Genomic DNA, 26,639 nt, shown 5'->3' on the forward strand with positions numbered 1-26,639 from the left:
GGCCCGCAACGCGTTGCCAATTCGCGCGCAACAATCCGGCGGGCTCGCTTACTGACCGACACTGGGCCGGTGACGACCAGTAGACGCCGCAGCGGGGCCAGCGCCCTCGAGCCCCTTCATCCAGATGCAGGCCCGGAGCGCCGCGAACTCGCCCTTGCGCTACGCGAGTTGTTCTCCAGGCTAAAGATGCCTTTGCGAGCGTACGCGGCCAAGGAAATGCGTGCTGCCAGCTCCGTAAGCCGCATGCTCAGTGGCGAGCGGCCAGCGCAGGAAGATTTCGTGAAGAACCTCCTGCACGACGCGGGCGAGCCCCCTCGGCAGCCGCTGCCCGGACAGGAGACGGCCCGGGTGTGGGCACTGTTTCGCAAGGACGAAGAGAGCCGCATGGATCCGGCGAGCCGCATCCAACTCCTCGAGCGCGGCTGGCGCGCAGCGGCGGCGCGTGTACGCGAGCTGGAGGACAGCCTGGCCATCGTCGACACGGACGGCACCGCGGCCGAGCTGGACTCTCTGCGCAGGCGACTGCACGAGCTCGAACAGGAGCTGGCCCGGGTCGAGCAGGAGCGCGATCAGATGGCGCGGCGTCTCGGCAAGCTCCTCGCCGAGACCGGATCCCGGGAGGGCCACGGGCCCGTGGTGATCCAGTCGCCGTCCTCCCGATGGTACGAGCCGCAGGTGCGGCCCGAGCGGGAGTGGTACTGGCCCGCGTACGCGGACCTGCTGGCTCGGCGCGGCTGGCCAGCTTCCAGGGTGGCCGATCTGGACGAGGCGACAAGCCGGGTAGTGGAGAAGCTGGCCGACCCGAGTGCGGCGGAGGCCTACCAGTCCAGGGGTCTTGTGATCACTCCCGTGGGGTCCGGCGTAAGCACCCACATCACCGGCACCGTGGCCAAGGCGGTCGACGCGGGCTATCGCTTCGTCATCGTGCTGACGGCACCGACCAACATGCTGCGCTATCAGCTCCAGCGGACCCTCGACCGCGATCTGGTGGGCCGGGAGAACATCCTGCCCGGCACGGACGAGCCCGACAACTCCGAATATGCGGACGATCCCGACTGGTTCAAGGACGACGGGTTCCTGCGCCACGGCCGGCGTCCCTCCGCCAAGGGCGGGTTCGACATCGTCCGTCTGACGACGCGCGACAACGACTACACCGGCCTGCGCCAGGGTCTGAGCGCGCTCGAGTTCGAGAAGCAGGTGCCGCAGCTGCCGCTGGACGACCCCGCGAACCTGCACGCCACATCCGTACGGCTCATGGTCGTGAAGAAGAGCAGGAGCATCCTGTCCAAGCTGGCCAAGGACCTGCAGCGCATCCAGTCGCCGCTGGCGGAGATCCCCACGCTGATCATCGATGATGGCACGGAGTGGGATTCGTCCACCGTGAACGGGCGCAGGAAGGCGACGGGCACGGGAAAGGCGGGCCTGACGTCCCTCCAGGCCGCGACGTCCCAACTACTGGGCCTCCTGCCCAGGGCGCAGCACGTCACCTACGCCTCGTCGCCCTTCGTGGACGCGCTCATGGACCCGGCTGTCTCGCAGGATCTGTTCCCGAGGGACTTCATCGTGTCCCTGCCGCGGCCTGCCGGGTACGTGGGGGTGGAGGACTTCCACGACATCGACTCGGACATCCCGGAGGAGCAGCGGACCTTCGCCAACTCCTCGGAGAAGGCCCACGTTCGCAACCTCGTGCTCCGGACGACCAGGGCGAACGACAGGCGATGGACATGTTCGTGCTGACCGGTGCGGTAAAGCTGTACCGGGCGGCACGGGGCGGGGGCGGCGCGCCATCCGCCTATCGCCACCACACCATGATTGTTCACTCTTCGGATCGCATCACCTGCAGGCAGGACCAGGCAGCACGCTTGCGTCGTCTTTGGTATGAGGGGTCGTACGACGGGGTCGACGGTCTGGGGCGGCTCCGCGAGCTGTACGAGAGGGACGTCGAGCCCGTTTCCTGCGAACGGGCCGACGGCCTGGCCGTCCCTTCCACCTTCGACGAGCTCGCGCCCTACGTCGTTGCCGCGTGGTCGCGGATCGACGCCGACGGCCACGCCGTCGTGATCGAGAATGAATCGGGACATGGCGAACGCGGCGAGCACGAGCTGGACTTCGCACGGCGGCACATCTGGAAGATCCTCGTCTGCGGCTCACGGTTGTCCCGCCTCGGCACCGTCGAGGGTCTGACCGTCATTTACCAGGGTCCGCGCACCGACAACGTGGTAGGCCTGGCAGGAATAGGACGCTGGGCCGGCTTCCGTGAGGGCTACCGGGATCTGATGCGGCTCTACTTCGGCCGGGTCCCGGGTGACACCGATGGGGGCCTCTTCAACGCCTTCGCAGCAGTCTTCCGCGACCAGCTCTCGTTCCAGGAGGATCTGGCGCGCTACGCCGTCGAAGTCGACGGCAGGCCGCAACTCACCCCTGCCCAAGTGCCCCCGCTGCTGGCTGGGTACCTGGGCGCGATGGACTCGGAGCAGCGACGAAACGCCCTCTTCCACACCGAACTGGTCGAGATCCGCTCGCCCGGCCGGTGGATCGAGCCGCTCGCCCATCCCGAGGACGCGGCAGCGAAAGCCCGCAACGTCCAGCTGTGGCGACCGCTGTTGGACATCCTGGCGGAGCCACGCGTGCTCAGCGGCCAGTCCACCGCCGTGCGCGCCCGCACCGGTCTGCTCCGACACGGACGCCTGATGCAGGTCCTGTGCGGGCTGGAGGGCACTGGTCCGCGGCTACGCCCGCACCTGCCCTACCTGCAGCAGCTGGGACGAAAGGAGGACCAGTGGCTGCTGGTCTTGCCACAGCCCGCCGGTGACGGGACCACGGCATCGGTCCTCGGATTTGAATCGCTGCCCCTGTTCTGCCGAACGCGCCGCGGTAATAAGAAGAACCCCTTCGGCAGGATCACTAACCCGTCACACGAGGCCGTGGTCGCCGCTGAGGTGGACCAGGCCGAGGAAGCGTCGTCGCTCCTGGGGGCGGTGCTCCTGTACCCCATTTACGAAGGGGAGGACAGTGCCGCCAAGGACGTCGAGGCGGACCCGTCGCAGATCGTCATGGGTATCGGCATCTACACCCGGGGAGGAGACGAAGGCCCCACGCTCCGCCTCCAGACACCTCCCGGCCCTTGATGCGGCCGGGTAGGCCTGCCAGGCGGTGCGCCGCCTCCGGGCGTCGGTCGGCGCCGGCGAAACACTAGGCTTCCCCGCGCCCGCGCTCGCCTGGCAAGCTCGGCAATCTGCTCGACTCCGAGGTACCCGGATCCGGTCTTTACCACCGTGTTCGTGCCCGAGGGGATCCAGGTGCTCCGTCCATCGGGGCTCGCGGCCGTCTGCCTCACCATGCCGCACCACCAGCCTCGGGCGGAGCGGATCCACCCAACACACCGCCCGTGAGCGCGGGTTAGGTGCGGACATCCCTGCAGGAGGTGATCCTTCATGCGGTCTCTCAGGCCGAACTACAGTGTGGGCCGGAACGCTTTGCGTTCCTTTCGAGCGATGCCACGCCCTGCACGCACAGGCAGCGGAACCGTACGTGCGTGGCCTGTCTCGGCGTCAGGCCGGGATCTTTCCTTCGAGGAAAGCCGCGGTGTCGTTCTGGAAGGCCTCCACCCACTCGCCCCGTCCATCGCGCAGGGGATGGCCGACCGTGGGGATCCCGCGGCAGCACAGGTCGCGCAGGTCGAGTGCGGTGACATCGTCGCCGTACTGCAGCCATTGGTCCACGACGGGCCACGTACCAAGGACCGAGTCCCCCAGCCCGGCATCGTCGAGACGGTCGTCGCTGGGACTCAGCGTCCAGGCCAGCGGACGGAAGTAGATCTCGGAGAAGACGTTGTAGTGCTGACGGCGGGAGATGACTCTCATCCCGTAGGACATGCTCGCAAGCCGCGTGCTGTGTGAGGGGTACAGCGCCATCCGCAAGGTTGCACCGTCGGGCATGGAGATGTGTGGGTGCTGGTACTGAAGGTCGCGTGCCAGGCCGGGGAACATCTTGCGCAGGTGTGGCGTGGTGGCGAACATTCCGATCAAGACCGACCGTGCGACCCGTCCCGGTGCCACAGAGACAGGCGGAGCGGGCTTGGGTGCCGGCAGGAACAGATGCCTGCGTGCACCGAAGTAGACCGCAAGGCGCGCGGCGAAGTCGCCGTAGGCCGCGTCGTAGTTCTTGCCGGCGAGGTTGTTGCAGTCCTGGCACAGGCCCCGCAGCCACATCCCCCCGGTCCTCGGACGGCCGGTGGTGCGCTGCTTGTTGTGCACGCGGACCGTCGCACAGGTCACGTCGCCGGTGTTCCCGGCGGCTCGGGGCGGCACATGGGCCCTGGTCATCGTGCGGTACTCGCCGCACAGACCGCATATGCGGGACCCCTTGCTCCACGGGTCCAGCCCCAACGTCCCCTCAGGGCGCTGCTTTCCCGACATCTGCGAAGCGTATCGAGGCGCCCCCTATGATCGCCCCGGAATTCTCGGCAGGCCACGGCTCGTATGCGACGCTCGGACGGCGGGGCGCGTTGGATCGATGGCCCCTTGTGGCTGGCCCCGGGAACGTCATGGCTGGTCTCCCGAGAGTTCTCTTCGGCCACCGAGAACGCGCGGGAGCGTGTGCTCAGAAGGAGGGCTCGTCACTGTGACCTTCTTTGTCGGTGGTGACACTGCCCGCGGACAGCAATACCCATGGCACGACCCTTGAAGCGGTACTCGCCGTTGGGCACGCCCATCCAGCTGTCGCTTGCACACCCGGCGCCCAGGTAGACGTGCTCGCGCGACTGCTCGGAGATGCTCCCGGCTGTGGAGCCGAGCTTTTACCGTCCGGAAGCCCGAAGGTCGCGGGCGTGGCCCGGCGCTGCCCTGTGAGCTGGTGGCGGCGTTGAAGACGTCGGAGCTGGAGCGGCTGCGTCGGCCGCCGACGCGGATGATGGGGGACGGCGTTCGCCCTCGCGCAGGAGCATGTGACTGAGGCGTTCGCACCGGCCCAGCCGTGCAGTAACACGTCCGGGAGAACCTGAGTCGACGTCCGGAACTATTTGCTGCGTCGCAGCTCAACCCAACATCCAGCGAGCAAATGCAGGTCATCTACCCCTGGAAACCGTCCAATTCTATTCGACGCGCCACAGGTCAAGAGGCATGACCTGAACGGAGATCGCATCATCCCCTGCTGGACGGGACACCCGGCATTCAGCAGGGGCGCGTAGAGACGAACACCCGTGCGGGCGCGCATAGAAAAGGCAGGGCGGCCCCACCTCCAACACGACGCCTTGCACGCCAACGCACCCCCGAGTCGACAGCGGCCGAAACCCGCCGCGTCAACCCGATCACCGCAGGGGAGCATCAGCGCGGCACCAACACCCAGGGGGAATCACGTGGCCTTCAAGACCGAACGCATCGTCGCCGCCATCAGCGACATCCCACGCCAGATCCTCAACGAGCTCCCCGGCAAGCTGGAAAACGCAGTCTCCGGAATCCGCGTCGCCGTCGAAACCACCCTCACCGCAGCACAGAACGCCCGCGACTCCACAGCCGCAACCCACGCCCGCGTCGACGCCATCCACACCGAACTCCAGGCCCTTCGAAATGACGTCCAGCGACAACAACCCGACAGGGCCGAACGCGACAACACACAGCTCCTCGCCGAATTGGCCAGCCTCAGAGCCGCCGTCGAAGGCTGGCGTGCGGAAGTCGCGGCCACCCGCACCACCGCCGCAACCACGACGGCAGAGCCCGAGCCGACCAGCACGCACCCGGCCCAGCAGGCAGAACCGGACAACGCCGACTTCGAGCAGCTCCTCACCCTCGCCGCCGGCATCGCCTACGCCGAGATCACGTGCCACCGTGACCACTGGGACTTCCTCGTTGCTCAATCCAGTAGCGGCCAGCACTTCCGACTCCCCGGCGCCGTAGACGAAAAGGACGACGGCCTCATCACCGCCGACATTTCCGGCCGCACCCTCCTCGCCGTCCTCGACGCCCTCTGGAAGAGCCAGCAAAGCGCCACTGCCGACCCAGGAACCCGGCACCTCGCCGCCATCAACTACAAGCGCATCGGTCAAGCCCTTGACGACCTGTGGGATCACAGCAGCAGTCCGGGACCGGGCCGCGCTGGTGGACATCATCCTGCTGCGTACCCGCCAGCCCAACTCAGCGCCGCAGACGCCTCTCCCGGCAGGGACTGAGGGGATCGGAGCTTGTGTGGTGAAGTCGGCCACCTCCGCTCCAGGAAGAGACTCTTGCTGGCCGAGCCGGTATCGGTTGGCCCGGCGGGCAGCCGACGGTTCCCCCGAAGCGGTTCGAGAGTACCGGCGTGCGATCGGGTGAATCGACCCATCGTGGGTGCCTCGTTCGCGTGAAAGACGCTCATGATTAACGCTTTTCTCGGTTCCGACAGCATGTGCACAGAGTCCTGCACGGACCAGACATGCGTCCCTCGGGCTCCCCGAGAAATGCGTCCCCGGCAATCCGTTGTCAGTGCCGTGGTCATCAAGTCTGTGCAGTTGCCGGGTCTGCTGCGTGCGAAGGGGTCTCAGCGCAGCCGGCGCACGCGCAGCACCAGGTCGTCGGTATGGTGCGCGCCGGCGCCACCGTCGGGTGTCACGCGCGGGCGCTGCTCGTCCACCTCTACCTCCCAGTCGTCGTCGAGTAGATCGGCGACCATCGAGGGCCAGACGTAGTCAGCCGGGTCGAAGCCGCTTTCTTCCGCCTGTTGGGTGTCCATCCCCGCATGGTGGACGAGCAGCAGTACGCCGCCGGGCGCGACGGCCGCGAGCAGCGCTCGTTCGGCCGCGGCGTCTGGGGTGCGCAGCAAGGCCGGGTACTGCGCGGAGACCAGGTCGAAGGAGGCCGGCGGAAGTGCGGCCTCGGTGAGTGCGGCGTGTACCCAGCGCACGGCGACAGCCGTGTCCCGCGCGTGCCCGGCCGCCCGCTTAAGCGCCACGCCCGAGACTTCGAGTGCGGTCGCATCCCAGCCACCGCACGCGAGCCAGACGGCGTCCGCGCCCTCACCACAGCCGACGTCGAGCACCCGTCCGGGTGTGAGCCCGCCGGCCTCAGCCACGAGCGCACCGTTGGGCTGGCCGCTCCACAACTGTTGTCGGTCGGCGTACCGGTTGTCCCACTCCGCCCGCAGCGCGGGGTCTCCGACGTATCCGTCGGCAGGCGAGGGGATGTCGGATGCGGGCGACGCCTCGCTCGTGGGCGAGCCCGCGACCGGCCGGCTGCGCACGGCGCCCGCGGTCCGCGACGACGTGCGCTTCGTCTGGTCCGCCGATCTGGCGGGCCAGGGCTGGGGAATCAACCCGGACGCCGGCGGCTACCGCATCTTCCGGGCCATGGCGGAGCGCGACCCGGACTTCTTCCTGTGCAGCGGCGACTTCTGGTATGCCGACGGCGTGATATCCGAGACCCGGCCCCTCCCGGACGGCCGCGTCTGGCGCAACCTGGTGACCCCGGAGAAGTCCAAGGTCGCCGAGACCCTGGCCGAGTTCCGCGGCCAGCACAAGTACAACCTCATGGACGAGAACCTCCGCGCCTTCGCCGCGGCCGTCCCGCAGATCAACCAGTGGGACGACCACGAGGTCCTCAACAACTGGTATCCGGGCGAAGTGCTCACCGACACCCGCTACACCGAGCGGCGGGTGGACGTCCTCGCCGCCCGCGCCCGCCAGGCGCTCTTCGAGTACCTGCCGATCGAGACGGGTCCCAGCGCCGACGGCCGCGTCCACCGGGTCATCCGGCACGGGCCGCTCCTCGACGTCTTCGTACTCGACATGCGCACCTACCGGGACGCCAACAGCGCGAACACCGGACCCGCCACGGACAGCGGGATCATGGGCGCGAAGCAGGTCGCATGGCTCGAACGCGAGCTGGCGGCCTCGCGGGCCACCTGGAAGGTGATCGCCGCGGACATGCCGCTGGCGCTCGTGGTGCCGGACGGCGCCGCCGCCCAGGAGGCGGTAGCGCAGGGCGACGGCGGCGCTCCGCTGGGCCGCGAAGGGGAGATCGCCCGGGTCCTGTCCTTCATCCACCGGCGGCACATCCCCAACACGGTCTGGCTCACCGCGGACGTGCACTACACCGCCGCCCACTACTACGACCCGGACAAGGCGGCTTTCCAGGACTTCACGCCGTTCTGGGAGTTCGTCTCCGGACCGCTCAACGCCCTCGTCGCGAACCAGCCCAACAAGCTCGACGGCACGTTCGGCCCCCAGGTGCGCTTCCAGTCCCTCGCCCCGGACACGGTGCACAACAATCCGGCGTACGGCTACCAGTTCTTCGGCGAGGTCGACATCGACGGCTCGTCCGAGGTCATGACCGTACGGCTGCGCGACATCGACGGAAAGGTGCTCTACTCCGTGGCGATCGACCCGCAGCGCTGAGAAAACCGCAGGACCAGGAAGGCCGAAGCGCTCGACACCCGCGTCCTGGTCAGCGCGCGTACAAGACGGACGGCAGGCCCGGGCCAGCCATCGCATCGCAACGTTGCGATAGCGAGCATGCGAAGTACACCTGGTACACCTCACGGAAGTTCACTAAAGCCTGCCGCAAACTAACTCGGTGAGCCGGTATTGGATCCGGCTGGACAAATCCATTTGGTGCTCTCGTGTCGGTGGGGCCACAACGCGGGAAGCCGCGTGGCTCCATAACTCAACGCGGTCGTAGGGTAGTTACCAGTAACCAGACAACCCGATTCGCGACGTCCTTGACCGGGCTTACCTGCGGGAATGCGTGGAGCGGCAGGTGCTTGCAGGTAAGCCTGAAAGGCCATCCAGCAGTGACGCCTGGATGACGCGATGAATAAATTGCTTGGTACTGAGCATTGACTGGGAATACAGAGCCTTGCTTTACTTCTGCGCGGGTCGACGGCCGGACCATCAACCGAATCCCCCACAGCGCCGTTAAGCGATCCTGGCGTCTCCCACCCCCCTTCACTCGGCATGACTGCGACCAGTTCCCAGGCATGACCGTGAGCTTCGTATTGGCATGTTCCTGACACAGGAGCCCCCCACCGTGCCACCTCCCCCACACGCGCGCGGACCACCCATTGGCGTCGTGCTTTCGCGCCCACCGGATCACAGATCCGACAACAGTCAGCCGCCTTGCGGCGATGCAGCCATGCCTCGATCCGCCGCTCGTGAAATCGCGAGCGCAACGGCAATTCGAGCGGCGGGCTGCACTCGCGATGGCTTGGCGCCCTCACGACCCGATCCACCACCCCTGCTGCTCTCAGCAGTTCACATCAAGGAGTCGAAACGTGCGTATCAAGCGAACCCTCAGCGTCGGCACCGCGCTCGCGGTGTCCTGCTTGGCGACTGTGGTCGCCACCAACGCGACCGCGGCCAACACCGCGCCCGTCCATTCCCAGCAGCACGAGCACGGAATGGGCCTCGATCTCGCCGCGCTCAGAGCGCACAAGGCCCCCAAGTCACCGGTGAAGCACGGGGCGCTGCAGGCACCGCGCCCGCGGTCCGGTGACGTACCGTCGAGCTTCGACCTGAGCACGTACGCGCTCTCGCCCGGCAACCAAGGAAGGGTTGGTTCCTGCGTCACTTGGGCCACCGGTTACTCCGGCTACGGCATATTGATGAAGGAGCAGGGCATCAGCGGCTCTCCGATGGCGCCGATGTTCATCTACTCGCAGATCGCTCAGGGCAACGACCAGGGCACCTGGGCCAGCGTCGCATTGCCCATGGAACAGAAGCAGGGCATCGATACCAAGGACGACTACTGGCAGGGCGACTTCGACTACACGACCCAGCCCGACGACAACGAGCGTGCGAACGCGGCACATTACGAGTTGTCGGGGTGGCAACAGCTGCCCACCAGAGGTTCGAAGGCCAAGGCCGCCATACAGGACGCGATATCGCAGGGCATGCCGGTGCCGATCGGGTTCACCGTGCACCAGAGCTTCATGGACATGGACGCCGAGACCGCGTCGAGCTTCAGCTACCTCCCCGGGAACTCCAACAGCGACCCGGTCGAAGGCGGACACGAGGTGACCATCGTCGGCTACAACGACAAGGGCGTGAAGATCGAGAACAGCTGGGGCGGCAACTGGGGAGACGGCGGCTTCTTCACCGTGCCGTGGAGCTTCTTCGACACCGGTGACGTCGATGAGGTCTCTGCCATGGGGAAGCTCGTCAAGAGCTGATGCACGAGGCACCTCCCCGGTCCTCGCCGGCACCGGGGAGGTGCCGCTCCACGATGCGGCGATGGTGTTCGCAACGGCCTGCCGGCGAAGGGGGGACCGGACGCGCGAGCACGAGTGGGATACGGCCATACGGGAGCCGCTCGCGTGGGCCGCAGCGGGGCGCGCCGGTGTTGGTGCTCGTCGAGGGAGAGGCGGGATTGGGCAAGACCCGGTGGCAGCCAGTTGGGCCCAGAACGGCAGCCAGTTGCCTCCTCATGGGGTTCCTCGCCGGGGCGGCGGGCTTCGACGTGTCACCAGCTCTCACACAGGTCTCACCGACCCCGTAGCGGCTGAGCTTCCTGGGCTGGCCCAGCAGGTGCGACAGCGGCCGAGCCGGTCTTAGCGGTGTTCGGCGCTCCTGCAGCTGGGGCAAGGTGCCTCAAGCCGCCGCTTGCGGTACTCGCCCGGCGAGACCCCGTAGGTCCTCTTGAACGCGCGCCCGAACACCGCGGCGTCCGGGAAGCCCCAGCGCGCTCGGATCGCGCCGACGCTCCGTGCGGCGTGGGCGGGGTCGGCCAGCTCGGCGCGGCAGCGTTCCAGGCGCTGTTCGCGGAGAAATCCGCTCACCGTGTGCTTGTCCGCCTGGAAGAGACAGTGCAGGTACCGCACCGAGATGTGATGTGCGGAAGCGATCAGCGCTGGGGACAGCCGCGGCTCGCCGAGGTTTTGCATCACGAAGGACTTGATCTCTCCAAGGAGCTCTGCTTTGCGAGGTTGAGGGAGCAGGAGACCCCGTGCATCGGCGAGATTCATGAGGAACACGGCTGAGAGGTCCACTGCCGCCGACCCGAGTCGCAAGGCCAGTTTCGTTTCGAGCGTCGCGCACTGATCCGCGAGCCCTTCCATGAAACGTGCCAGAAGTAACCCGGGCCCGGTTGTGGGCGGTATCGGTTGTGCCGCCAGGTGCCGCAGTGTGGGCTCCGGCACCGGCAAGATGGCGAGCGGGAGATGCAAAACGATGGCCCGCTCCGTCGGTTCCGTGCTGGTGCTGGTGCCAGTGAGCGCAGGAGCGTCGAGCGGAGGCGAGCCTTCCCAGAGCATCAGCGTGCCGGTGTCCCGCTGGGTACCGTCATGGTCTGGGCCTGGCGGCGTCGCGGCGTGGGACACCAACGAGAGATGCCATGTCCTCGGGTCCGAGTACGGGAGTGTGTGGCGCGTGCGTGTCCTTGGCCGTGCGGGCAGTGTCAGTACGGACACCCGTACCTGACCGAATTCCCACAGCCGTATGTCCTCGGTCTGACCATGGGTCCGCCGGGGAGCAGGGCCCCGGGCCGACTCCGGGGGGTGGTCAAACCCATCGGACGCTGGGAGGTTCCGACATTGCGGCTGGATGCCGTTCACGAGCGGTGGTGCCTTTCTCTGGTCGACAGATGTCTCTGTCTTCTCTGCCTGCGATGAGGGGGTTCGACGTTTGCCTGCGGCGCGTGGCTGTCCGACGGGCGGTGCCACGGCGATGAGCCAGGTCGCGGGCGCGCTGACACCGGACATCCGCCGGCCGCGTGCCACCCCGTACTGGGCGGCGGCACCTACACCTTTGCCCGGCCGAGGGCGTCCCAGGAAGGAATCAGGCGTCCCACGGGACATCCTGAGACGTCCCGCGCTCCGGCTGCCCGCTGGCACATGGCGCACAGGGGGCGCCCTGGGGCAGGGAACGGCGGAGACGTCGCACGAGGCGCCCCGCCAGGGGGTGTTGCGCTGGCAGTCAACCTCTGTGCGCGCGCTGCCAATGCCCTCCCGGCGCAGCCTCCGGCAGACTCGGCGATCCGTCGTACCTGGACCATGGTGGAGGCAGCGCGCGGTGCGAATCGTCTGTGTCGACGGCGGTAGCGAACGGGATGTGGAACTGCGGCTCGGCCGGCCGGACGCGATGCTTGCCGACCTGGCCGCGGCTCTCGGCATGGCCGGAAGCCAGCTGAGTATCGACGGGCGGGTACTGCCCGCGCAGACGGTACTGAGCGAGTCCGGCCTGGTCCACGGATCGCGGGTGGCCCGCGCCGACAGGCCCGTCACGCACCGGTTGAGCAAGCCGGCCGTCGTCCTGCGGTTCGTGGGTGGGCTGCAGGCAGGCCGGACCGTGCTGCTGGCGGCAGGCAGAACGGTCCTGGGACGGGGCGCCGAAGCGGATGTGCGAGTTGTGGCAACGGGGGTGTCACGACGCCACGCCTGCTTCGTCGTTCTCCCGGACGGCCAGGTGACCGTCACCGACCTCGACTCCGTCAACGGTACGGACGTGCGTGGCGTCAGAATCCACGAACCGGTCCGGATCGGGCCGGACGACCTGGTCTCTCTCGGCGGCGAGGTCCTGGTCCGCGTCCTGCCTCTGGGCGGTCTCGGCCCCGTGCAACGCGTCAACGCCGTCCGCGAGGCGGGTCCCGGCGGGACGCTGCCTTTCAACCGTGCGCCGCGCGGCGGACGCCCCGGCGACCGGCCGCCGATCACGGTCCCCGCACCGCCGTCCCGCGCGCACCGGGCGCCCTTCAGCGTCTCCAGCATGCTCGGCCCGCTGGTCGTGGCCGGTGCGGTGATTGCCTTCACCGGAGACATCCGCTACGCCGCCATCGCGGCGCTCACTCCGCTGATGTTCCTCGGGAACTTCGCAGAAGAGCGCCTACGGGGAAGGTTCACCCTTCGGCGCGGGAGGCGCGACTACGCAGCCCAACTCACGGAGTTCGAGACGACGGTGGCCGCTCGCCACGCGGCGGAGATCCGAGCGCGACGGGCCGCCCATCCCGATCCTGCCGAGGTGGTACACCGGGCGACGGCGCCGGAAATCGGGCTGTGGGAGCGGCGTCCCGGCGCGCCGGACTTCCTCCGCGGCGTGGTCGGCTCGGCCGACCTGCCCTGGTCCCCGCCGCTGGACGGCGCGTCCTCCGGTACGGCACCGGAGGCGGCGGAGATTCTGCGCGCCCATACGGTACTGCCGCAGGTGCCGGTCGAAGTCGGCCTGTCGGCGGGCGAGGCGGTGGGATTCGAGGGTGACCGGAAGGCGTGTCTGGCCGTCGCCAGGTCCCTTCTGTGCCAGGCCGTGGTGGGCAGCGGACCTGCGGACGTGACCGTGGCGGTGTTCACCGATCCCGACCGGCTCGCCGACTGGGACTGGACGAAGTGGCTGCCGCACGGCGCGGACCTGCGCTCCGGGACGACGAGGCTGGTGGCCGTCGGCGCGGAGCAGGCGGGCGCGCTGGCTGGGCAGTTGCTCGCCGCTTCGGCCGGCACCGAGGACAAGGAAGGCCCCGTACTCCTGGTGGTCGTGGACGGTGCCACGCTGCTGGAGGGCCGTCCTTGCCGGCTGCGGGATCTGCTCGCGAGCAACTCCGTACCCTGCGGTGGACTGGTGCTGACCACACGGCTGCCCGCCCTGTGTACGTCGGTGGTCACCGCATCGGTGGAGGGCACCGGGAGGGTACGTGATGTGGTCTCCGGCGAGGTCACCGAGAACGTGCTGCTGACCGGCATGCCGTTGTCCGAGGCATGCGGAACGGCCAGTGCGCTGGCCCGGTTCGAGGACCCCGAAATGCGGGTCGAGGGCGCGGGGTTGCCCGACCGGATCTCGCTGCTGCCGCTGCTGGACCTGGAGAGCGTCAGCGGAGCCGCGGTCGGTGAGCACTGGCGGAAACGGGCGCCTTCCCTCAGGGTCCGGGCCGTGCTCGGGGTCACCGAACGCGATGTGTTCACCGTCGACCTCGATGACGACGGGCCGCACGCCCTCATCGCGGGGACCACCGGTTCCGGCAAGAGCGAGTTGCTGCGCACGCTCATCGCGAGCATGTCCGTCGACGCGGACCCGGAGCATCTGACCTTCGCCCTGGTGGACTACAAGGGCGGCGGGGCACTCGACGAGTGCGCCGCCCTGCCGCACACCGTCGGCCTGGTCACCGACCTGGACGAGCAGCTCAGCGAACGCGCCCTGCGCTGTTTGGAGGCCGAACTCCACCACCGTGAACGCCTGTTGCGGGAGACGGGGCTGAGCCATCTGCGCGACTACCAGCGGCAGCGGGACTCCGCTCGGGCCGAACTCGAACCGATGCCCCGGCTGGTCGTGGTGATCGACGAGTTCGCGACCCTGGTGAAGGCCCTGCCGGACTTCGTCGACTCGCTCGTGAGCATTGCGCAGCGCGGGCGCAGCCTCGGCGTGCATCTGATCATGGCCACCCAGCGGCCCGCCGGATCAGTCAGCGACGCCATCAAGAACAACGTCAAACTGCGCCTCGCACTCCGGCTGGAGAGCACCGGGGACTCCCAGGACGTGATCGACAACCCTGCTGCCGCGGGGATCGGCAACCGCCAGTGGGGACGCGCCTACTACCGGATCAGCGCGCGCGAAGTCCTGCCGGTGCAGACCGCTCTGTCCACCGATGTCACCCCGGAAACGGCGGTGACCGCTGCGGTGAGCGCCCTGCCGTTCCTCCTGGGCATGCCCGCCCCAGGCCCGGCCGACGCGGCGGCCCCCGACGGTGCCACCGACCTGCAACGCCTGGTCCAGGCGGCCCGGCAGGCGGCTGACCTGGCCGGTTTCGCCGAGCCGCGCCGCCCGTGGCCGGATCCGCTGCCCGCGATCGTGCGTGGGGCGGACCTCCCGCCGGTTGCCGAACGCGGATTCCAGACCGAGGTCACCGGCCTGCCTGCCTACGCCCTCGGCGACGACCCGGACCGCCAGCGGCAGTACCCGGTCGGCTGGGACGCCGCGGCGGGCAACCTCCTGGTCTACGGAGCCGGCGGCTCGGGAACGTCCACCGCCCTGGCCTCACTCGCCCTGTCCGTCGCCGGTTCCACGCCCCCCGACCGGTGCCACCTCTTCGCCCTCGACCTCGGCGCGGGTGACCTCGCTCCGCTGACGGGGCTCCCGCACACCGGCGCCCACATCGGATCCGCCGAACGCGAGCGGCAGGTCCGCCTCATCAGACTCCTGCGCCGGGAACTGGACGAGCGCAAGTCGCGCGGCGCTGTGGGCGTGCCCGACTGGCTGGTACTCCTCGACAACATCAGCGCGCTGATCTCGGACTTCGACAAGGACGTCGCCGGGATGAACCTCATCGACGAGCTGGCACGGGTCTACGCCGACGGCCCGGCGGTCGGCATCCGGTTCGCGGTCACCGCCGACCGCTCCGGCGCCGTCCCCTCGGCCTGGGCGGCGCTCACCCAGCAGAAACTGCTGCTGCGCATGGCCGACCCCACCGAGTACGGGTACTTCGACGTGCCGCGCCGCTCGGTTCCCACGTACGTGCCGGGCCGCGCGGTGGTAGCGGCGAACCGGCAGGTGATCCAGATCGCCTGGCCCGGCGCGGACCTTCCGGCCGCCGTCGCCGCGACCGCCGCCCGCTGGCCCGGCGCGGTCGGCACCGCTCCCCGCATCGGCCTGCTGCCCGCCGACGTCCGGCCGGCCGACCTGGCGTCACCGACGGCGGTGGGCACCGAACCGTGGTGGATCCCCGTGGGCCTGGACTCCGAGACCCTGGGCTGTGCCGCCCTGCGGTTGTACGAGCACGAACATGCCCTGATCGCCGGACCGCAGCGCTCGGGCCGAAGCACCGCCCTGTGCACCATCGCCCGCCTGGTCATGATGGCCGACTCTCCGCCCGCAGTCGTCGCCTTCGCCCCCCGCCGCTCACCGCTGCGTGACGTAGCCGGTCTCACCGGCCTGGTCACCGCGTACGCCGACCTCGAAGCGGCCCTCCGCCTGCGCCCGGGGCCGACCCTTCTCCTGGTCGACGACGCCGACACGGTGGAGGACGAGGACGGAGTCCTGGACGGCTGGCTCTCCACCCCCGCACCCGGCAGCCACCTCATCGCCGCCGGCCGCGCCGAAGCCCTGCGGCGCTCGTACGGCCACTGGACCCAGCGCGTCCGCGACAGCCGCTGCGGCATCCTCTTCACCCCTGACCACGATCTCGACGGCGACCTCCTGGGCACCGCTCTCCCCCGTCATGACCGTATGGCGGCCATGCCCGGCCGCGGGTATCTGGTCACGGACGGGGTCGCGGGGGGCCTGCAGGTGGCGCGGTGACGCGGTGCGCTGGGGGCCAACAAGTCTGCGCTCGGCGTCAATGACCCCCGATCGCGTCGTCGAAACAATTGCCAGGCAGGTCGCGCCAGAGGGCCGCACCGGAAATTCTCGGGGGATTGTCAATGGCTGAGGCGGATACGAGCCGGCCCGGTACCGACGAGCTGAGCGCGGCCGACCTCCAGCGGCTCGGCGCGGAGCCGTTGCGCGGGTCGGACCCGCGGGAGATCGGTTCGTACCGAGTGCTCGCCCGGCTGGGCGGCGGGGGGATGGGCCGGCTCTACCTCGGGCGGGACGCCTCCCTGGAGGGGGCGTACGAGGCCGGGTCGCTGGTCGCAGTCAAGGTGATCCGGCCGGAGTACTCCGAGGACGAGCGGTTCCGCCGCCGCTTCGAGCGCGAGGTCGAGGCCGTACGACGGGTTCACGGGACGTACACGGCCGGGCTGCTCGGTTCGGGGTTCGACGACGAGGAACGCCTGTGGATGGCCACCGTGTACGTCCCCGGGCTCAGCCTCGCCGACGCGGTGGGCCGGTTCGGGCCACTGCCCGCGCCCGTGGTGTGGCGACTTGCCCACGAGATCGGGCAGGCGCTGACGGCGATCACCGCCGCCGGGATCGTCCACCGGGATCTGAAACCGTCCAATGTGCTGCTGGGCGCGGACGGAGCGCGAGTCATCGACTTCGGGGTCGCACACACCGCCGAGGCCAGCGCACTGACCATGACGGGTCAGCATGTGGGAACGCCCGCCTATATGTCACCCGAGCAGGCCGACGGGGGTGAGGTCGGCACGGCCTCCGATGTCTTCTCCCTCGGCTCGGTCCTCGCGCTGGCCGTGACCGGGAGAGCGCCCTTCGGCGAAGGATCGACCGGTGACGTCATCCACCGGGTGATCTACTCGCCGCCGAGTGCGCAGGTGCTCGACGAGGCGGCCGAACACGACTCGTCCCTCGCGGAGCTCATCGGCCGGTGCCTGGACAAGAACCCGGAGCAGCGGCCCGGTCCGCAGGAGGTCGTCGACGCCGCACAGGAGCACACGTTCGCGGTGGGGTGGCCGGAGCCGGTCGCCGACGTGATCGACGCCCGGGGCGGCTGGAGCGGCCGGGCGCCGGCCGTGTCGCCCATGGACCAGCTGACCGTCCTGCGGCGCCCGGCACCGGAACGCACGGAACGGCCGGCGAACTCGAAACGGCGCTGGCCCCTGGCACTGGGCGCCGGGGCCGCAGTCGTCGCGGTGGGTGCCGTGGCGATCATCTTCAACGGAGCAGGATCGGCGTCCCCCCACGGTGGACGACCCGTCAACTCGATCGTGAAACATTCTTCTTCGGCTGCTGTTTCGCCGCCCACACACGGCGCGCCGACGAAGGCCGAGCCTCCGAAGCAGCGCCCCCCGGCCGCCCGCCCCACGGTGATCATCACCTCCCGGCCCGGGAACCCGGCCGACAACCGCGGCGGGGGCAGGACGGTGCCCACCACAGCGCCGGAACAGCGGACCAGAACGGTCACCGCCGCCCCCAGGCCACCGACGAAAGCACCCGCCGCGCAGCCGTGGAAGGCCTGTAACGCCTACTCCGGCACCACGCTCACGCAGTACGGCGACCACGGAAGTCGGGTCGTCGAGGTTCAGTGCATTCTCAAGGCCCGTGGCTACGACATCGGTTCGAGCGGGGTCGACGGCAATTTCGGCCCCGACACTCTGGCCTCGGTGAAGAAGTTCCAGCAGAGGCACGGCCTCAGGGTCGATGGCCAGGTGGGGGTGCACACGTGGGCGGCGCTGCGGGCCTGAACTCCTTTTGGCCGTCCGGCCCGCACCCACCCTTTTCCGGTGCACCGTACGTCAACCGACCCTGCACGTACCGTCAATGACACTCCGAGCCACAGCCAGAAAAATACTTTTCAGCGCCCGCCTATGGGCAGAACGCGATGCAATAGAAGGGATATCCCCATCATGTCGACTCCGCTCCGCGGCGGCAACATCGAAGAAATGCAGCAATTGGCGAAGATTTTCTCCGCGAACGCCGGCAAGCTGAACGGCGTCATCAGCGACCTGAACAGCCGTACCGTCGACAGTGACCGCATCTGGACCGGGCCTGCCGCCGACCGTTTCCGGTCCGCCTGGAGCGAGGCCAGGGCATCGTTCGAGAAGATGCGGCAGGCTCTTGAGGAAGCCAGCACAGCCGTCACCAAGAGCGCGCAGAACATCGAGACGGCCACTCGCTGATACGGCAACACCGGTGCGGTGCAGCGGGCTCATGAACGGCCCGTCGCACCGCACCGGCAGCTGCCCACGCCTTGAATCGTTGCCCACCTTGACCGAATCACTGTGAGGAGAACCAGGTGCCGGAGTTCTGCGGCATCGAGCCGGCCGGCGCCCATGCCCTGCTCAATGCGTTGACCGACGCCGCCGGGCCGGTGTGCTATCTCGCGCGGAAGATCCCCACTGGGGTGAACGAGGCCGGCACCGATCTGGACCAGGACGCCAGCGGGGCGAGTGCCACCATTCAGCGATACCAGTCCTCTCTGGACTTCTGGACCCGTGATCTGCGATGGCGGATCCAGTACATCGAGGCGATGACCGGCGGTTCCGAATTCGATCACGTCCCGCACAACGCCGAGATGCCGTACCAGAACTTCCAGCAGGCGCAGCAACAGGGCGCGGCGGCCGGCAAAGCGGAAGGCGAGCGGCTCAAGGAACTCTGGAAGCAGGGCCAGAATGATCCACGTCTCTTGCCACGGCTGGCGGCAGAGTTGGCGAAGCTCGGTCCGTACCGGTACGAGCCCTACTACGCCGGGGCGCTGCTGAAGGCGCTCGGCAAGGAGACCTTCGCCAAGATCCTCACGGCGCGCATCAGCCCTGAGGCCGGCGTGGCGCGGGCACAGGGCATGGGCAACGGACTCCAGAACCTCCGCCAGGAGTACGGGCCGCTGGCCGACCTGTTCGCCGCCGCCGACCGGGGCGGCACTCTGCCGCTGGCTGTCCGTAAGGATGTCCTGCAGTACGACCCCCACGTCCTCGCCATCTTTCTGCGGCTCAGCGACGGCCACACGGATCAGTTCGCGCTGGAGGCCGCCCAACACATCCTGGACCTGCGGGCGGTGCCTGGCCTGGGCATCGGCACTGACGACGGGGTCGCGGCCCGCCAGATCCTGCTCGGCGAGCTCTTGCGCCGGCCGGGTGTCGTCCAGGTCCTGCTGCACGACCCGAAGTACACAAAGGAGCTGTACTACCCGGACGTCCTCTCCTCCGGACACCTCCGTCAGTATCAACGGGATCTCGCGGCCGTCCTGCGTCGGGCGCTCGACTCCTCAGCGGGCGACCTGCCGAGCCGACAGCAGGCATGGACGAACCTGATCAAGGTTGGCGCCGACCCGCGGATTCGAGAGCTGATGTCCCAGTCGCCGGACCTGGCGACAGCACTGACCGAGCGACTCAAGCCGTATATTCCGTGGCTGAGTTTCATGCAGGGACTCAATGCGGCGGAACTGAATCACACGCCGATCAACAACAAGTACATGCCGAACGCGCCGATCATCCCAGGCTTGGCGACCAAAAACCCCCAGGACTACTTTCCGGACGTCCGGGACTTCCTCGCCGGCCTGGTCAGCAATCCAGCGGGACGCCATGCGCTTGAGGACGCCGCGCGCGAGAACATGCAGCAGTACCCAGTGTTGTCGACGGCCATGGTCGCACGCCTGCGCAACCTGAACAGCCATAATGTCCAAAGCCAATTCTGGGAGGACGCTCACTCAGCGCAGGCGGCGGAGACGGGTTTCGTTGGACTGCTCCTGCGCGCGGGCAAGGTCTCGCAAATCGATCACGACAAGCAGGTGGATTTCGTCAGTGATGTGATCGGTATCGGAGTGGGTAAGACGCCTGGCATCAGCGATCCTTTCGTCGGTTTCGGTGTCAAGTACGGCTTGGGCGACCCGCAGCACAAGCTCGCCGAATGGATGCTTTCAGACCAGCGCCCCGGCGACTCAAGGTCGATTCTGACGGACGCATACGCGGCGAGGGTGCGCAAGGAGCTGACTGCCGCACACCTCGGCTATATAGGGGGTGACTATGACAACCTGGTCAATTGCTATACCGCACTGTCACTGGGGGCGCTCGAGAATGACAAGGCGAAGAAGTAGCGGCGGCGCGGGTGAACTGCCCAGAGAAGGGGGCGTGCGGGCATGAGCGGTGCCGCGGAAGACAAGGAGCAGCTGGCCCGGGAGTTCGCCGGCTGGAAGGGGATGGTCGAACAACTGCTGAGTGGCCTGCCGATGGGTTCGGCCGGCCGGAGCGGAACCGGGGCCAGGGCAGCCGGCAACCAGGTGTGGTCGGGCCCGGCCGCCGAACGGTTCACCGAGGAGCTTCGCCAGATCAGGGCCCAACTCGAGCGACTGCCCGGCGGTTTCGAGCGGACCGCCCACAACCTCAAGAACTCCGCCCATGACCTCAGGTCCAAGGAGCATCCATAGCATTCGCTCCCGGCCCATGGCGTCAGTTCACATGGGCGTCGGCACTCGCTCGACGCGACCAACTCGCCCTGTCTCGTGACTGTTTGACCATCTCGTCGGCGCTGCGATCGCGCCAATCACTACCGCCGAATAGTCTCGGGACGCATCTGGCCCCGGCCCTGCGGATACGTGCTGGGGGGAGACGTAACCCACGGCAGCGTTGGGCGTTATGGGACGCCGTACCGGTGGCCGGATCAAGAGCATGGCTGCGGCCAGGCAGGAGAATGCGCCCCGGCCGCAGCGGGATGAGAGCAGACTGGTGGGAGCGCAGGACTGTGGTCGGGCCGTGACCTCGTGGCACTTGCGCTGTCGGGGGTCTCGTGACGTGGAAGGCGTTGCCCGGGTCGCTGGATCCGCACGGGCGGCAGCTCGTGGCCGAGCTGCGACGACTGAAGGACCACACCGGCCTGAGCTTGAAATCACTCCAAGCTAAGACGCCTTTCAGCGCCTCGTCGTGGGAGCGGTATCTCAACGGGAAGGTGCTGCCGCCCGAAATGGCTGTGGAGAACCTGGCCAAGTTGGCCGGAGCGGATGCCGTATCGCTACTGGCCTTGCGGGCGGCTGCCGAAGGGACGTGGAACACCGCTACGGAAGCTTCGGCCGGGAGCAGCGCGACTGACCGGGAGGCGGCCCCTGACCGGCCGGAGATCCGGGTCGCGGCACTGTCCCTCGCTGCGGGTGCGCTGCTGCTGTCCGTGGTTGTCTCGATCCTGCTGATCGTCGATCCCTGGGGGCAGCACAACCCTGCGAGCCCGCAAGGCGCCATGGCCGGGGTGGGCAAGTACACCTGCGCCTACACCCGGCACGGTGATCTGCTGTTCGCCGGCAACAGCACCACGACATCCCATCTGGTCATGCGCAACTCCACCGGCCCCGACGCTGCGGAAGTGCAGTGCCTGCTGCGGCGCCACAAGCTCTCTGCCGGCGATGTGGACGGGTACTTCGGCGAACACACGGAAGCAAGGGTCAAGCAGTTGCAGCACGAAGACCACGTGCCTGCCGACGGGACCGTCGGCGAGCAGACGTGGGCGTTGCTGCGCCACGTGCAATGAACGTTGCTGAACCACGTGCAACGACCGATGACGACGCAGGAGGAGCACGGACAGTGGGGTCTTCACGGGGGACGGATGACTGGCGCCGGCTGCCCGAGAGGTTGCCGGAGGAGTGCGCTCATCTGGTCGCCGAACTACGCCAGTTGAAAGACCGCAGCCACCTGAGTCTGGCCGAGCTGGCGGAGGACACGGCCATCAGCAGGTCATCCTGGGACCGGTACCTCAACGGCAAGCAGTTCCCGCCCCGTCATGCCGTACAGGCCCTGTGCCGGGCCGCCCAAGAGAACCACGACGAGATCCTCGCGCAGTGGGAACTGGCGGATGCAGCCTGGAGCGGACGCGGGCACACGATCCCTCCTCACCCTGGCCAGACCTCCCCGAAGGCGGTCGCCGCTGAAGCCGTCACACCCGATGGCCCACCGTCCCCGCAGCCTGGCGGACTTCCACGCCGAGTGCTGGTGGCCACCTCCGACCTGATCACCACACGCCCCAAGACCAGCGCGGCCAGTGTCCTCCTGCTGTGCGCGGCGATGGTCACCAGCGCCGCCATCATCCACGCATCCCGGACCACCACTCCCGTATCGGCCACCCGCGCGCCCATCTGCCAACTGCGGTCGTGCGAAGGCCGAAACCCGCGCACGACCGCGTGTGAGGACCCCACCACCTTGGCCTCTCACACGGCAGCCGACGGCACTCGGCTCGAAATCCGCCTGAGCCCGAGCTGCCGCGCCGGATGGCTGCGCACCTGGCCAACCCACCCCGGCTTCCGTATCGAGATCACCGGATCCGGCGCACACCCCCAGACCGCCGTGAGAACAACCCGGCCGGCAGATCAAGAGGCGATCACCACCACGACGATGATCGCCGCGCCTCGGCCCGCCAGCCTCCGCGCCTGCTATTACCCGGCCAGCAACCAACCCGGTCGAGAATGTTTTGGCGACGCCGGCTAGGCAGACCACCTCAAGGTGCTGCGCGAGGCGGGCTTTGTCGACGTGGAGCCCGGCGGCGCGGGCGGCAGCTTCCAGGCTCCGGAAGTCCTGGCCATCGCCTTCTCCCGTCATGGCCTGGTAGCCCGCGCGGATCAGTTCGCGCTCGCCCCACTCACCCCGCGGCCTCGCCGAAACCACCCCGCGCGCACCGACCGCCTCCGCTTCGCGCCAGGAGCCGCCGCCGCGGCGGGCCGTCCTCCTTGGTGCTGTCACGACGGTACGGCGCGGGGATCAGGGGCAGGACCGCTTGAGGTTCGCTTCGGCGGTGGCGCGCGGTATCCGCGAGGTCGGCGAACTGACCGGCGAGGGAGGCGATGGCGTCCGGGCGCAGCTTGTAGTAGGTGTACCTACCGCACGGCTCGGTCTCGACCACGCCCGCCTCGCGCAGCACCCGCAGGTGGTTGGAGAGGTTGGTCCACGTGCACCCCAACTGGCGCGAGCAACAGCGCCGCCGGACGGCGCGCGCCTGAAGACGCCCGGCTGCGCGGCTGACCGTCAGCCCTTGCTGAGCCGCACCACATCCCCTGCGCCGCCGCCCGCGAGGACATCGATCCGGGCTCCGGTGTCCGGATCGGTGAAGGTCTGGCCGGGCTTGTAGGCGGCCAGGTCCAGCTGGGTGCAGCCGGTGGGCGGGGTGGCGGTCGGGTGGGCGTTCATGATCCTGACCGGTCCCTCGCCGGTCTGGGTGGCGGAATCGACCTTGTAGATGAGGACGCCGGTGGAGCAGGCGCCCTTGTCGTTGCCCTCGGCGCGGCGGGATTCGGCGATGTACGCCGTGCTCTCGCCGGTGCGCAGTACGGCGATCTTGGTCCCGCCGGGGCGCTCCACCGGGGTCAGCTTTGCGGTGCGGCGTCCGGGCCCCGGCAGGCAGGCGACCTGGGCGTCGCGGGTCCAGCCGAGCTTCCAGGAGTGCCAGCCCAGGTACTGCGGGGCGGGGCCGGCGATATTGCCCATGACGTCCCAGCCGCCGACGTACTGGTGGGTGGCTCCGGTGAAGGAGTACAGGTCCGGGAGACCGAAGGTGTGCCCGGTCTCGTGGTCGGCCACCTTGTATCCCCAGCGCCACATGTCCTGCCCGAAGGTGACCGCCCATTTGATGCGGGTGCCGTCGGCGGTGACTCCGGGCGTGGACGGGTCGTAGAGGTAGGTCGGGGAGAAGGAGATCGCGGCCGCCGCCTTCGTGGGGACGACGTAGACCATGTCGTACCGGGAAAGGTCCGCGTAGGGGTCGGCGGCGGTGATCGCGTCACGTAGGTACTTCTCGTGGGCCTCGAAGGTGAGGCCGCGAGTGAAGCCGTACGAGGTGGAGTCCGCGGGCATCCGGATCCAGCGGTGCAACGAGCTGATGGCGAGTCGGGAGCGGCCGTAGCTGGCTCTGTTCATCCAGTCGGCGGCCGGGGCGAGTTGGGTGGCATACGCGTCCGTGGAGTCCGTGGCCTGTGCGTCGGGGAAGTCCACGAAAAGGGTCAGGACGCGGTGGTTGCCGCCGGCGGGCTGGAATTGGGCCGCGTCGGTGTGGTGGCCTTCGTCGGTCCAGCCGGTCTTGCCGGGGAGAGCGCACTCAGCGGCTGGGGCTGGGGCTGGGGCAGGCGAACTGGGCTTGGTCTCCGCACCCGCCGTAGCCGGGGCGGTGAGGCAGGAAACGAGGGCGAATGCCGCGGCGAGGGGCCGCAGTCGGGTCGGCAGGGCGGACATGGCTCTCCCATCGGAGGCAGCGGAAAGAGGGAAGGGAGGGAGGGAAAGGACGGATGAGCTGGGTTAGGCGCGGGCTGCGGCCAGGTCCATCAGGCGGGCCAGTACACGGCCGCCGGAGGCGTTGACCCCGTCGTGCTCCCATTCATTGGTGACCCAGACCCTGGTGGCGCCGACTTCGCGCGCGGTATCCAGGGAGAGTCCGGCGTCGACATACATGTCGTCGTGGTAGACGATCGCGGCGAGGGGGACCTGGTTGGCGGCGAGGCGGTGGGGGTCGTACAGGGGCGGCCAGTCGGTGCGTGCGGCCAGGAGTTCAGCGGCGTCCGCGAAGGGTCGCAGGCCCTTGATCTCGCGGAACATCCAGGGGTAGAACATCTCTCCGGTGAGGAGGAGGGGGTCCGCCTCCTCGGTGAATTCGGAGAAGCCGGCGAGTGCCCGGGAGGCCGCCCAGCCGGTCGGGCCGGCGCCCTGCCCGTAGAGCGTCTCCTGCATCACGGCGAACAGGGGATTGTCGGTGAAGCCGGTCAGGTTCATCACCTGAGAGAGGAACGTGTCGGTCAACTCGCCGTCGGCGTCCAGGGATTCATCGAGCAGCCAGTGGAGCCGCTCGAAGCCGTCGCCCATGCCGAGGGCCAGGCCGAGGGTGCGCAGACGGCGGATGGTGAGCCGGTCCCCGTCGGGCAGCCGGACCTCTGTGGTCGCGAGGAGTTCGGCGATCGTGTTGAGGCGGGCGGCGTCGTCCGGGTAGCGGGCGTAGAAGTCGAGGCCCCGGTCCCGCACCCGCGGGTAGGTGCGGGCGTAGACGTCGTCGGCGGTGGCGGTGAGGCCGGGCAGGCCACCCGTCACGTAGCAGGCTTTGAGGCCTTCGGGTGCCTGGGAGAGGTAGGTGAGGGTGATGAAGCCACCGTAGCTCTGACCGAGGGTTTCCCAAGGTTCCCCTTGGCACAGTTGACGGCGGATCAGTTCGGCGTCGGCGACGATCGAATCGGCGCGGAAGTGGCCGAGATATGTGGCGAGTTGGGCGGCGGAACCGAAGCCGGCGGCGACTCGGGCGGTGACCGGTGTGGAACGGCCGGTACCGCGCTGGTCGAGCAGCAGCACCCGGTGGGTCTTGAGCGCCTGGGCCAGCCAGCCGGGTGAACCGGCCGACGGTCGGGGCGATTTGCCGCCCGGGCCGCCTTGCAGATAGAGCAGCCAGGGCAGCCGCTCGCCCGCACGGGCCGGGTCGACGACCTCCCGGGCGAATATCTGGATGTCCGGCCCGTTGGGGGCGGAGTGGTCCAGGGGGACGGTGAAGGTATGGTCGACGGTCGCGTACGCGGGGTTCATGGGGCCCTTTCACAGCTCAACAGCCGCAGTGTGGGGTGTGACATTGCACAGCCAGCATGGTGTGGTCGGCTGCCGGCGGGGAGCCCTCAGGTCCGCATAACTCCACGTTATGGAGGGGCGGTCCCGCCAAGAACCCGTCTTCAAAGTCCCCTCTGCCCCGAACGGGCCGCTACCGGGCGGACTTCGCCGCGGCTTCGCTCTTGGCCCAGAGCGAGCGGACGTGCCCCAGATGCTTGGCCATGCACTTCTCCGCGCCCTTCGCGTCGCCCGCCAGCATCAGATCGAGAAGTGCCAGGTGCTCCTGCGCCGACGGGATCAGCTCGCCCCGCTCGTCCAGGGCATTGAGCCCGTACAGGCGTGAGCGCTTGCGCAGGTCGCCGACGGTTTCGACGAGCCGCTCGTTGCCGGAGAGGGCGAGGAGCGAGAGATGGAACTGCCGGTCGGCCTCCAGGTAGCCGATGAGATCGTGCTCGCGCGCGGCTCGTACGATCTCCTCGGCGACCGGCCGCAGCGCCTCCAGCTCCGCGCGGCCGGCGGACCGGGTGATCCGGCCGACCATGGGGATCTCGATGAGCGCGCGGATCTCGGTGTACTGGTCGAGGTCGCGCTCGTTGACTTCGGTGACGCGGAAGCCCTTGTTGCGGACGGGCTCGACCAAGCCCTCGCGGGCCAGGTCGAGCATCGCCTCGCGCACGGGCGTGGCGGAGATCCCGAAGTCCTCGGCAAGGACCGGGGCCGAGTACACCACACCCGGCCGCAGCTCACCGGAGATCAGGGCGGCCCGCAGGGCGTGGGCGACCTGGTCGCGCAGCCGCTCCCGGGTGGCGTTGAGGTCGCGGTGCTTCAGGTGCCCCATAGCGGTGGTGATCCCTTCATGCCGAGTGGATCACCCAGCA

17 protein-coding genes and 2 pseudogenes are annotated in these 26,639 nt (G+C 68.7%); 12 read left to right on the forward strand and 7 right to left on the reverse strand.

What is annotated here, in order from left to right:
- Positions 1-279 precede the first annotated feature (279 nt).
- Positions 280-1,737, forward strand: a complete 1,458-nt coding sequence (locus BKA18_RS00385; RefSeq protein ID WP_366043553.1) for a hypothetical protein — start codon at positions 280-282, stop codon at positions 1,735-1,737.
- Positions 1,725-3,128: a Z1 domain-containing protein gene (locus BKA18_RS00390; RefSeq protein WP_366043554.1), complete on the forward strand. Its 1,404-nt coding sequence runs from the start codon at positions 1,725-1,727 to the stop codon at positions 3,126-3,128. Before BKA18_RS00385 ends, BKA18_RS00390 begins: the two co-directional genes overlap by 13 nt.
- 423 nt (positions 3,129-3,551) lie before the next feature.
- On the opposite strand, the gene BKA18_RS00395 is transcribed toward BKA18_RS00390, so the two are convergent.
- Positions 3,552-4,418: a hypothetical protein gene (locus tag BKA18_RS00395; protein WP_366043555.1), complete on the reverse strand. Its 867-nt coding sequence runs from the start codon at positions 4,416-4,418 to the stop codon at positions 3,552-3,554.
- Between the two features lie 938 nt (positions 4,419-5,356).
- Here BKA18_RS00395 and BKA18_RS00400 point away from each other — a divergent pair.
- On the forward strand, positions 5,357-6,166 hold the full coding sequence (locus BKA18_RS00400; protein WP_366043556.1) for a hypothetical protein: 810 nt from the start codon (positions 5,357-5,359) through the stop codon (positions 6,164-6,166).
- A gap of 347 nt (positions 6,167-6,513) precedes the next feature.
- On the opposite strand, the gene BKA18_RS00405 is transcribed toward BKA18_RS00400, so the two are convergent.
- The gene (locus BKA18_RS00405; RefSeq protein ID WP_366043881.1) at positions 6,514-7,155 is read right to left on the reverse strand and encodes a class I SAM-dependent methyltransferase; all 642 of its coding nucleotides are present in this window, start codon (positions 7,153-7,155) and stop codon (positions 6,514-6,516) included.
- Here BKA18_RS00405 and BKA18_RS00410 point away from each other — a divergent pair.
- Positions 7,154-8,365 (forward strand): annotated as a pseudogene (locus BKA18_RS00410) (alkaline phosphatase D family protein); the annotation flags it as partial. The gene BKA18_RS00405 and the pseudogene BKA18_RS00410 overlap by 2 nt on opposite strands.
- 875 nt (positions 8,366-9,240) lie before the next feature.
- Entirely contained in the window at positions 9,241-10,137 is an 897-nt protein-coding gene (locus tag BKA18_RS00415; protein WP_366043557.1) for a C1 family peptidase, read from the forward strand.
- A gap of 378 nt (positions 10,138-10,515) precedes the next feature.
- Here the strand turns inward: BKA18_RS00415 and BKA18_RS00420 are convergent, their stop codons facing one another.
- Positions 10,516-11,283, reverse strand: coding sequence for a helix-turn-helix domain-containing protein (locus tag BKA18_RS00420; protein ID WP_366043883.1), 768 nt, complete (start codon positions 11,281-11,283; stop codon positions 10,516-10,518).
- A 691-nt stretch (positions 11,284-11,974) separates the two neighbouring features.
- Here BKA18_RS00420 and BKA18_RS00425 point away from each other — a divergent pair.
- From BKA18_RS00425 to BKA18_RS00455, 7 genes are all read left to right on the forward strand, one after another.
- Positions 11,975-16,180 carry a type VII secretion EssC family protein gene (locus BKA18_RS00425; protein WP_366043558.1) on the forward strand — a complete coding sequence of 1,402 codons (4,206 nt, stop codon included), beginning with the start codon at positions 11,975-11,977 and terminating at the stop codon, positions 16,178-16,180.
- Positions 16,181-16,302: 122 nt separating this feature from the next.
- On the forward strand, positions 16,303-17,961 hold the full coding sequence (locus BKA18_RS00430) for a protein kinase domain-containing protein (RefSeq protein WP_366043559.1): 1,659 nt from the start codon (positions 16,303-16,305) through the stop codon (positions 17,959-17,961).
- A 162-nt stretch (positions 17,962-18,123) separates the two neighbouring features.
- The gene (locus BKA18_RS00435; RefSeq protein WP_366043560.1) at positions 18,124-18,396 is read left to right on the forward strand and encodes a WXG100 family type VII secretion target; all 273 of its coding nucleotides are present in this window, start codon (positions 18,124-18,126) and stop codon (positions 18,394-18,396) included.
- A gap of 116 nt (positions 18,397-18,512) precedes the next feature.
- Positions 18,513-20,309, forward strand: a complete 1,797-nt coding sequence (locus BKA18_RS00440; RefSeq protein WP_366043561.1) for a hypothetical protein — start codon at positions 18,513-18,515, stop codon at positions 20,307-20,309.
- Positions 20,310-20,351: 42 nt separating this feature from the next.
- Entirely contained in the window at positions 20,352-20,639 is a 288-nt protein-coding gene (locus BKA18_RS00445; RefSeq protein WP_366043562.1) for a hypothetical protein, read from the forward strand.
- Between the two features lie 359 nt (positions 20,640-20,998).
- Positions 20,999-21,730: a helix-turn-helix domain-containing protein gene (locus BKA18_RS00450; RefSeq protein ID WP_366043563.1), complete on the forward strand. Its 732-nt coding sequence runs from the start codon at positions 20,999-21,001 to the stop codon at positions 21,728-21,730.
- The gene (locus BKA18_RS00455; protein WP_366043564.1) at positions 21,727-22,680 is read left to right on the forward strand and encodes a helix-turn-helix domain-containing protein; all 954 of its coding nucleotides are present in this window, start codon (positions 21,727-21,729) and stop codon (positions 22,678-22,680) included. The genes BKA18_RS00450 and BKA18_RS00455 overlap by 4 nt, the downstream gene beginning before the upstream one ends.
- A 270-nt stretch (positions 22,681-22,950) precedes the next feature.
- Here BKA18_RS00455 and BKA18_RS00460 read toward each other — a convergent pair.
- The 4 genes and pseudogenes from BKA18_RS00460 to BKA18_RS00475 all read right to left on the reverse strand — a co-directional run.
- Positions 22,951-23,140, reverse strand: a pseudogene (locus BKA18_RS00460) (ArsR/SmtB family transcription factor); the annotation flags it as partial.
- 74 nt (positions 23,141-23,214) lie between these two features.
- A complete protein-coding gene (locus tag BKA18_RS00465; protein ID WP_366043565.1) occupies positions 23,215-24,414 on the reverse strand; it encodes a M6 family metalloprotease domain-containing protein in 1,200 nt (399 codons plus the stop codon).
- Positions 24,415-24,477: 63 nt separating this feature from the next.
- Entirely contained in the window at positions 24,478-25,743 is a 1,266-nt protein-coding gene (locus tag BKA18_RS00470; RefSeq protein ID WP_366043566.1) for an alpha/beta fold hydrolase, read from the reverse strand.
- 169 nt (positions 25,744-25,912) lie between these two features.
- Positions 25,913-26,599: a GntR family transcriptional regulator gene (locus BKA18_RS00475; RefSeq protein ID WP_366043567.1), complete on the reverse strand. Its 687-nt coding sequence runs from the start codon at positions 26,597-26,599 to the stop codon at positions 25,913-25,915.
- Positions 26,600-26,639 lie beyond the last annotated feature (40 nt).

Origin of the sequence: Streptomyces auratus (genome assembly GCF_050433025.1) — a bacterium.
Classification (GTDB): Bacteria; Actinomycetota; Actinomycetes; order Streptomycetales; family Streptomycetaceae; genus Streptomyces; species Streptomyces sioyaensis.

Coding starts and splice junctions, on each gene's coding strand:
- BKA18_RS00445 (WP_366043562.1), top strand. CDS start 20,352: ATGAGCGGTGCCGCGGAAGACAAGGAGCAGCTGGCCCGGGAGTTCGCC.
- BKA18_RS00470 (WP_366043566.1), bottom strand. CDS start 25,743: ATGAACCCCGCGTACGCGACCGTCGACCATACCTTCACCGTCCCCCTG.
- BKA18_RS00435 (WP_366043560.1), top strand. CDS start 18,124: ATGTCGACTCCGCTCCGCGGCGGCAACATCGAAGAAATGCAGCAATTG.
- BKA18_RS00455 (WP_366043564.1), top strand. CDS start 21,727: ATGAACGTTGCTGAACCACGTGCAACGACCGATGACGACGCAGGAGGA.
- BKA18_RS00395 (WP_366043555.1), bottom strand. CDS start 4,418: ATGTCGGGAAAGCAGCGCCCTGAGGGGACGTTGGGGCTGGACCCGTGG.
- BKA18_RS00475 (WP_366043567.1), bottom strand. CDS start 26,599: ATGGGGCACCTGAAGCACCGCGACCTCAACGCCACCCGGGAGCGGCTG.
- BKA18_RS00430 (WP_366043559.1), top strand. CDS start 16,303: ATGGCTGAGGCGGATACGAGCCGGCCCGGTACCGACGAGCTGAGCGCG.
- BKA18_RS00390 (WP_366043554.1), top strand. CDS start 1,725: ATGTTCGTGCTGACCGGTGCGGTAAAGCTGTACCGGGCGGCACGGGGC.
- BKA18_RS00465 (WP_366043565.1), bottom strand. CDS start 24,414: ATGTCCGCCCTGCCGACCCGACTGCGGCCCCTCGCCGCGGCATTCGCC.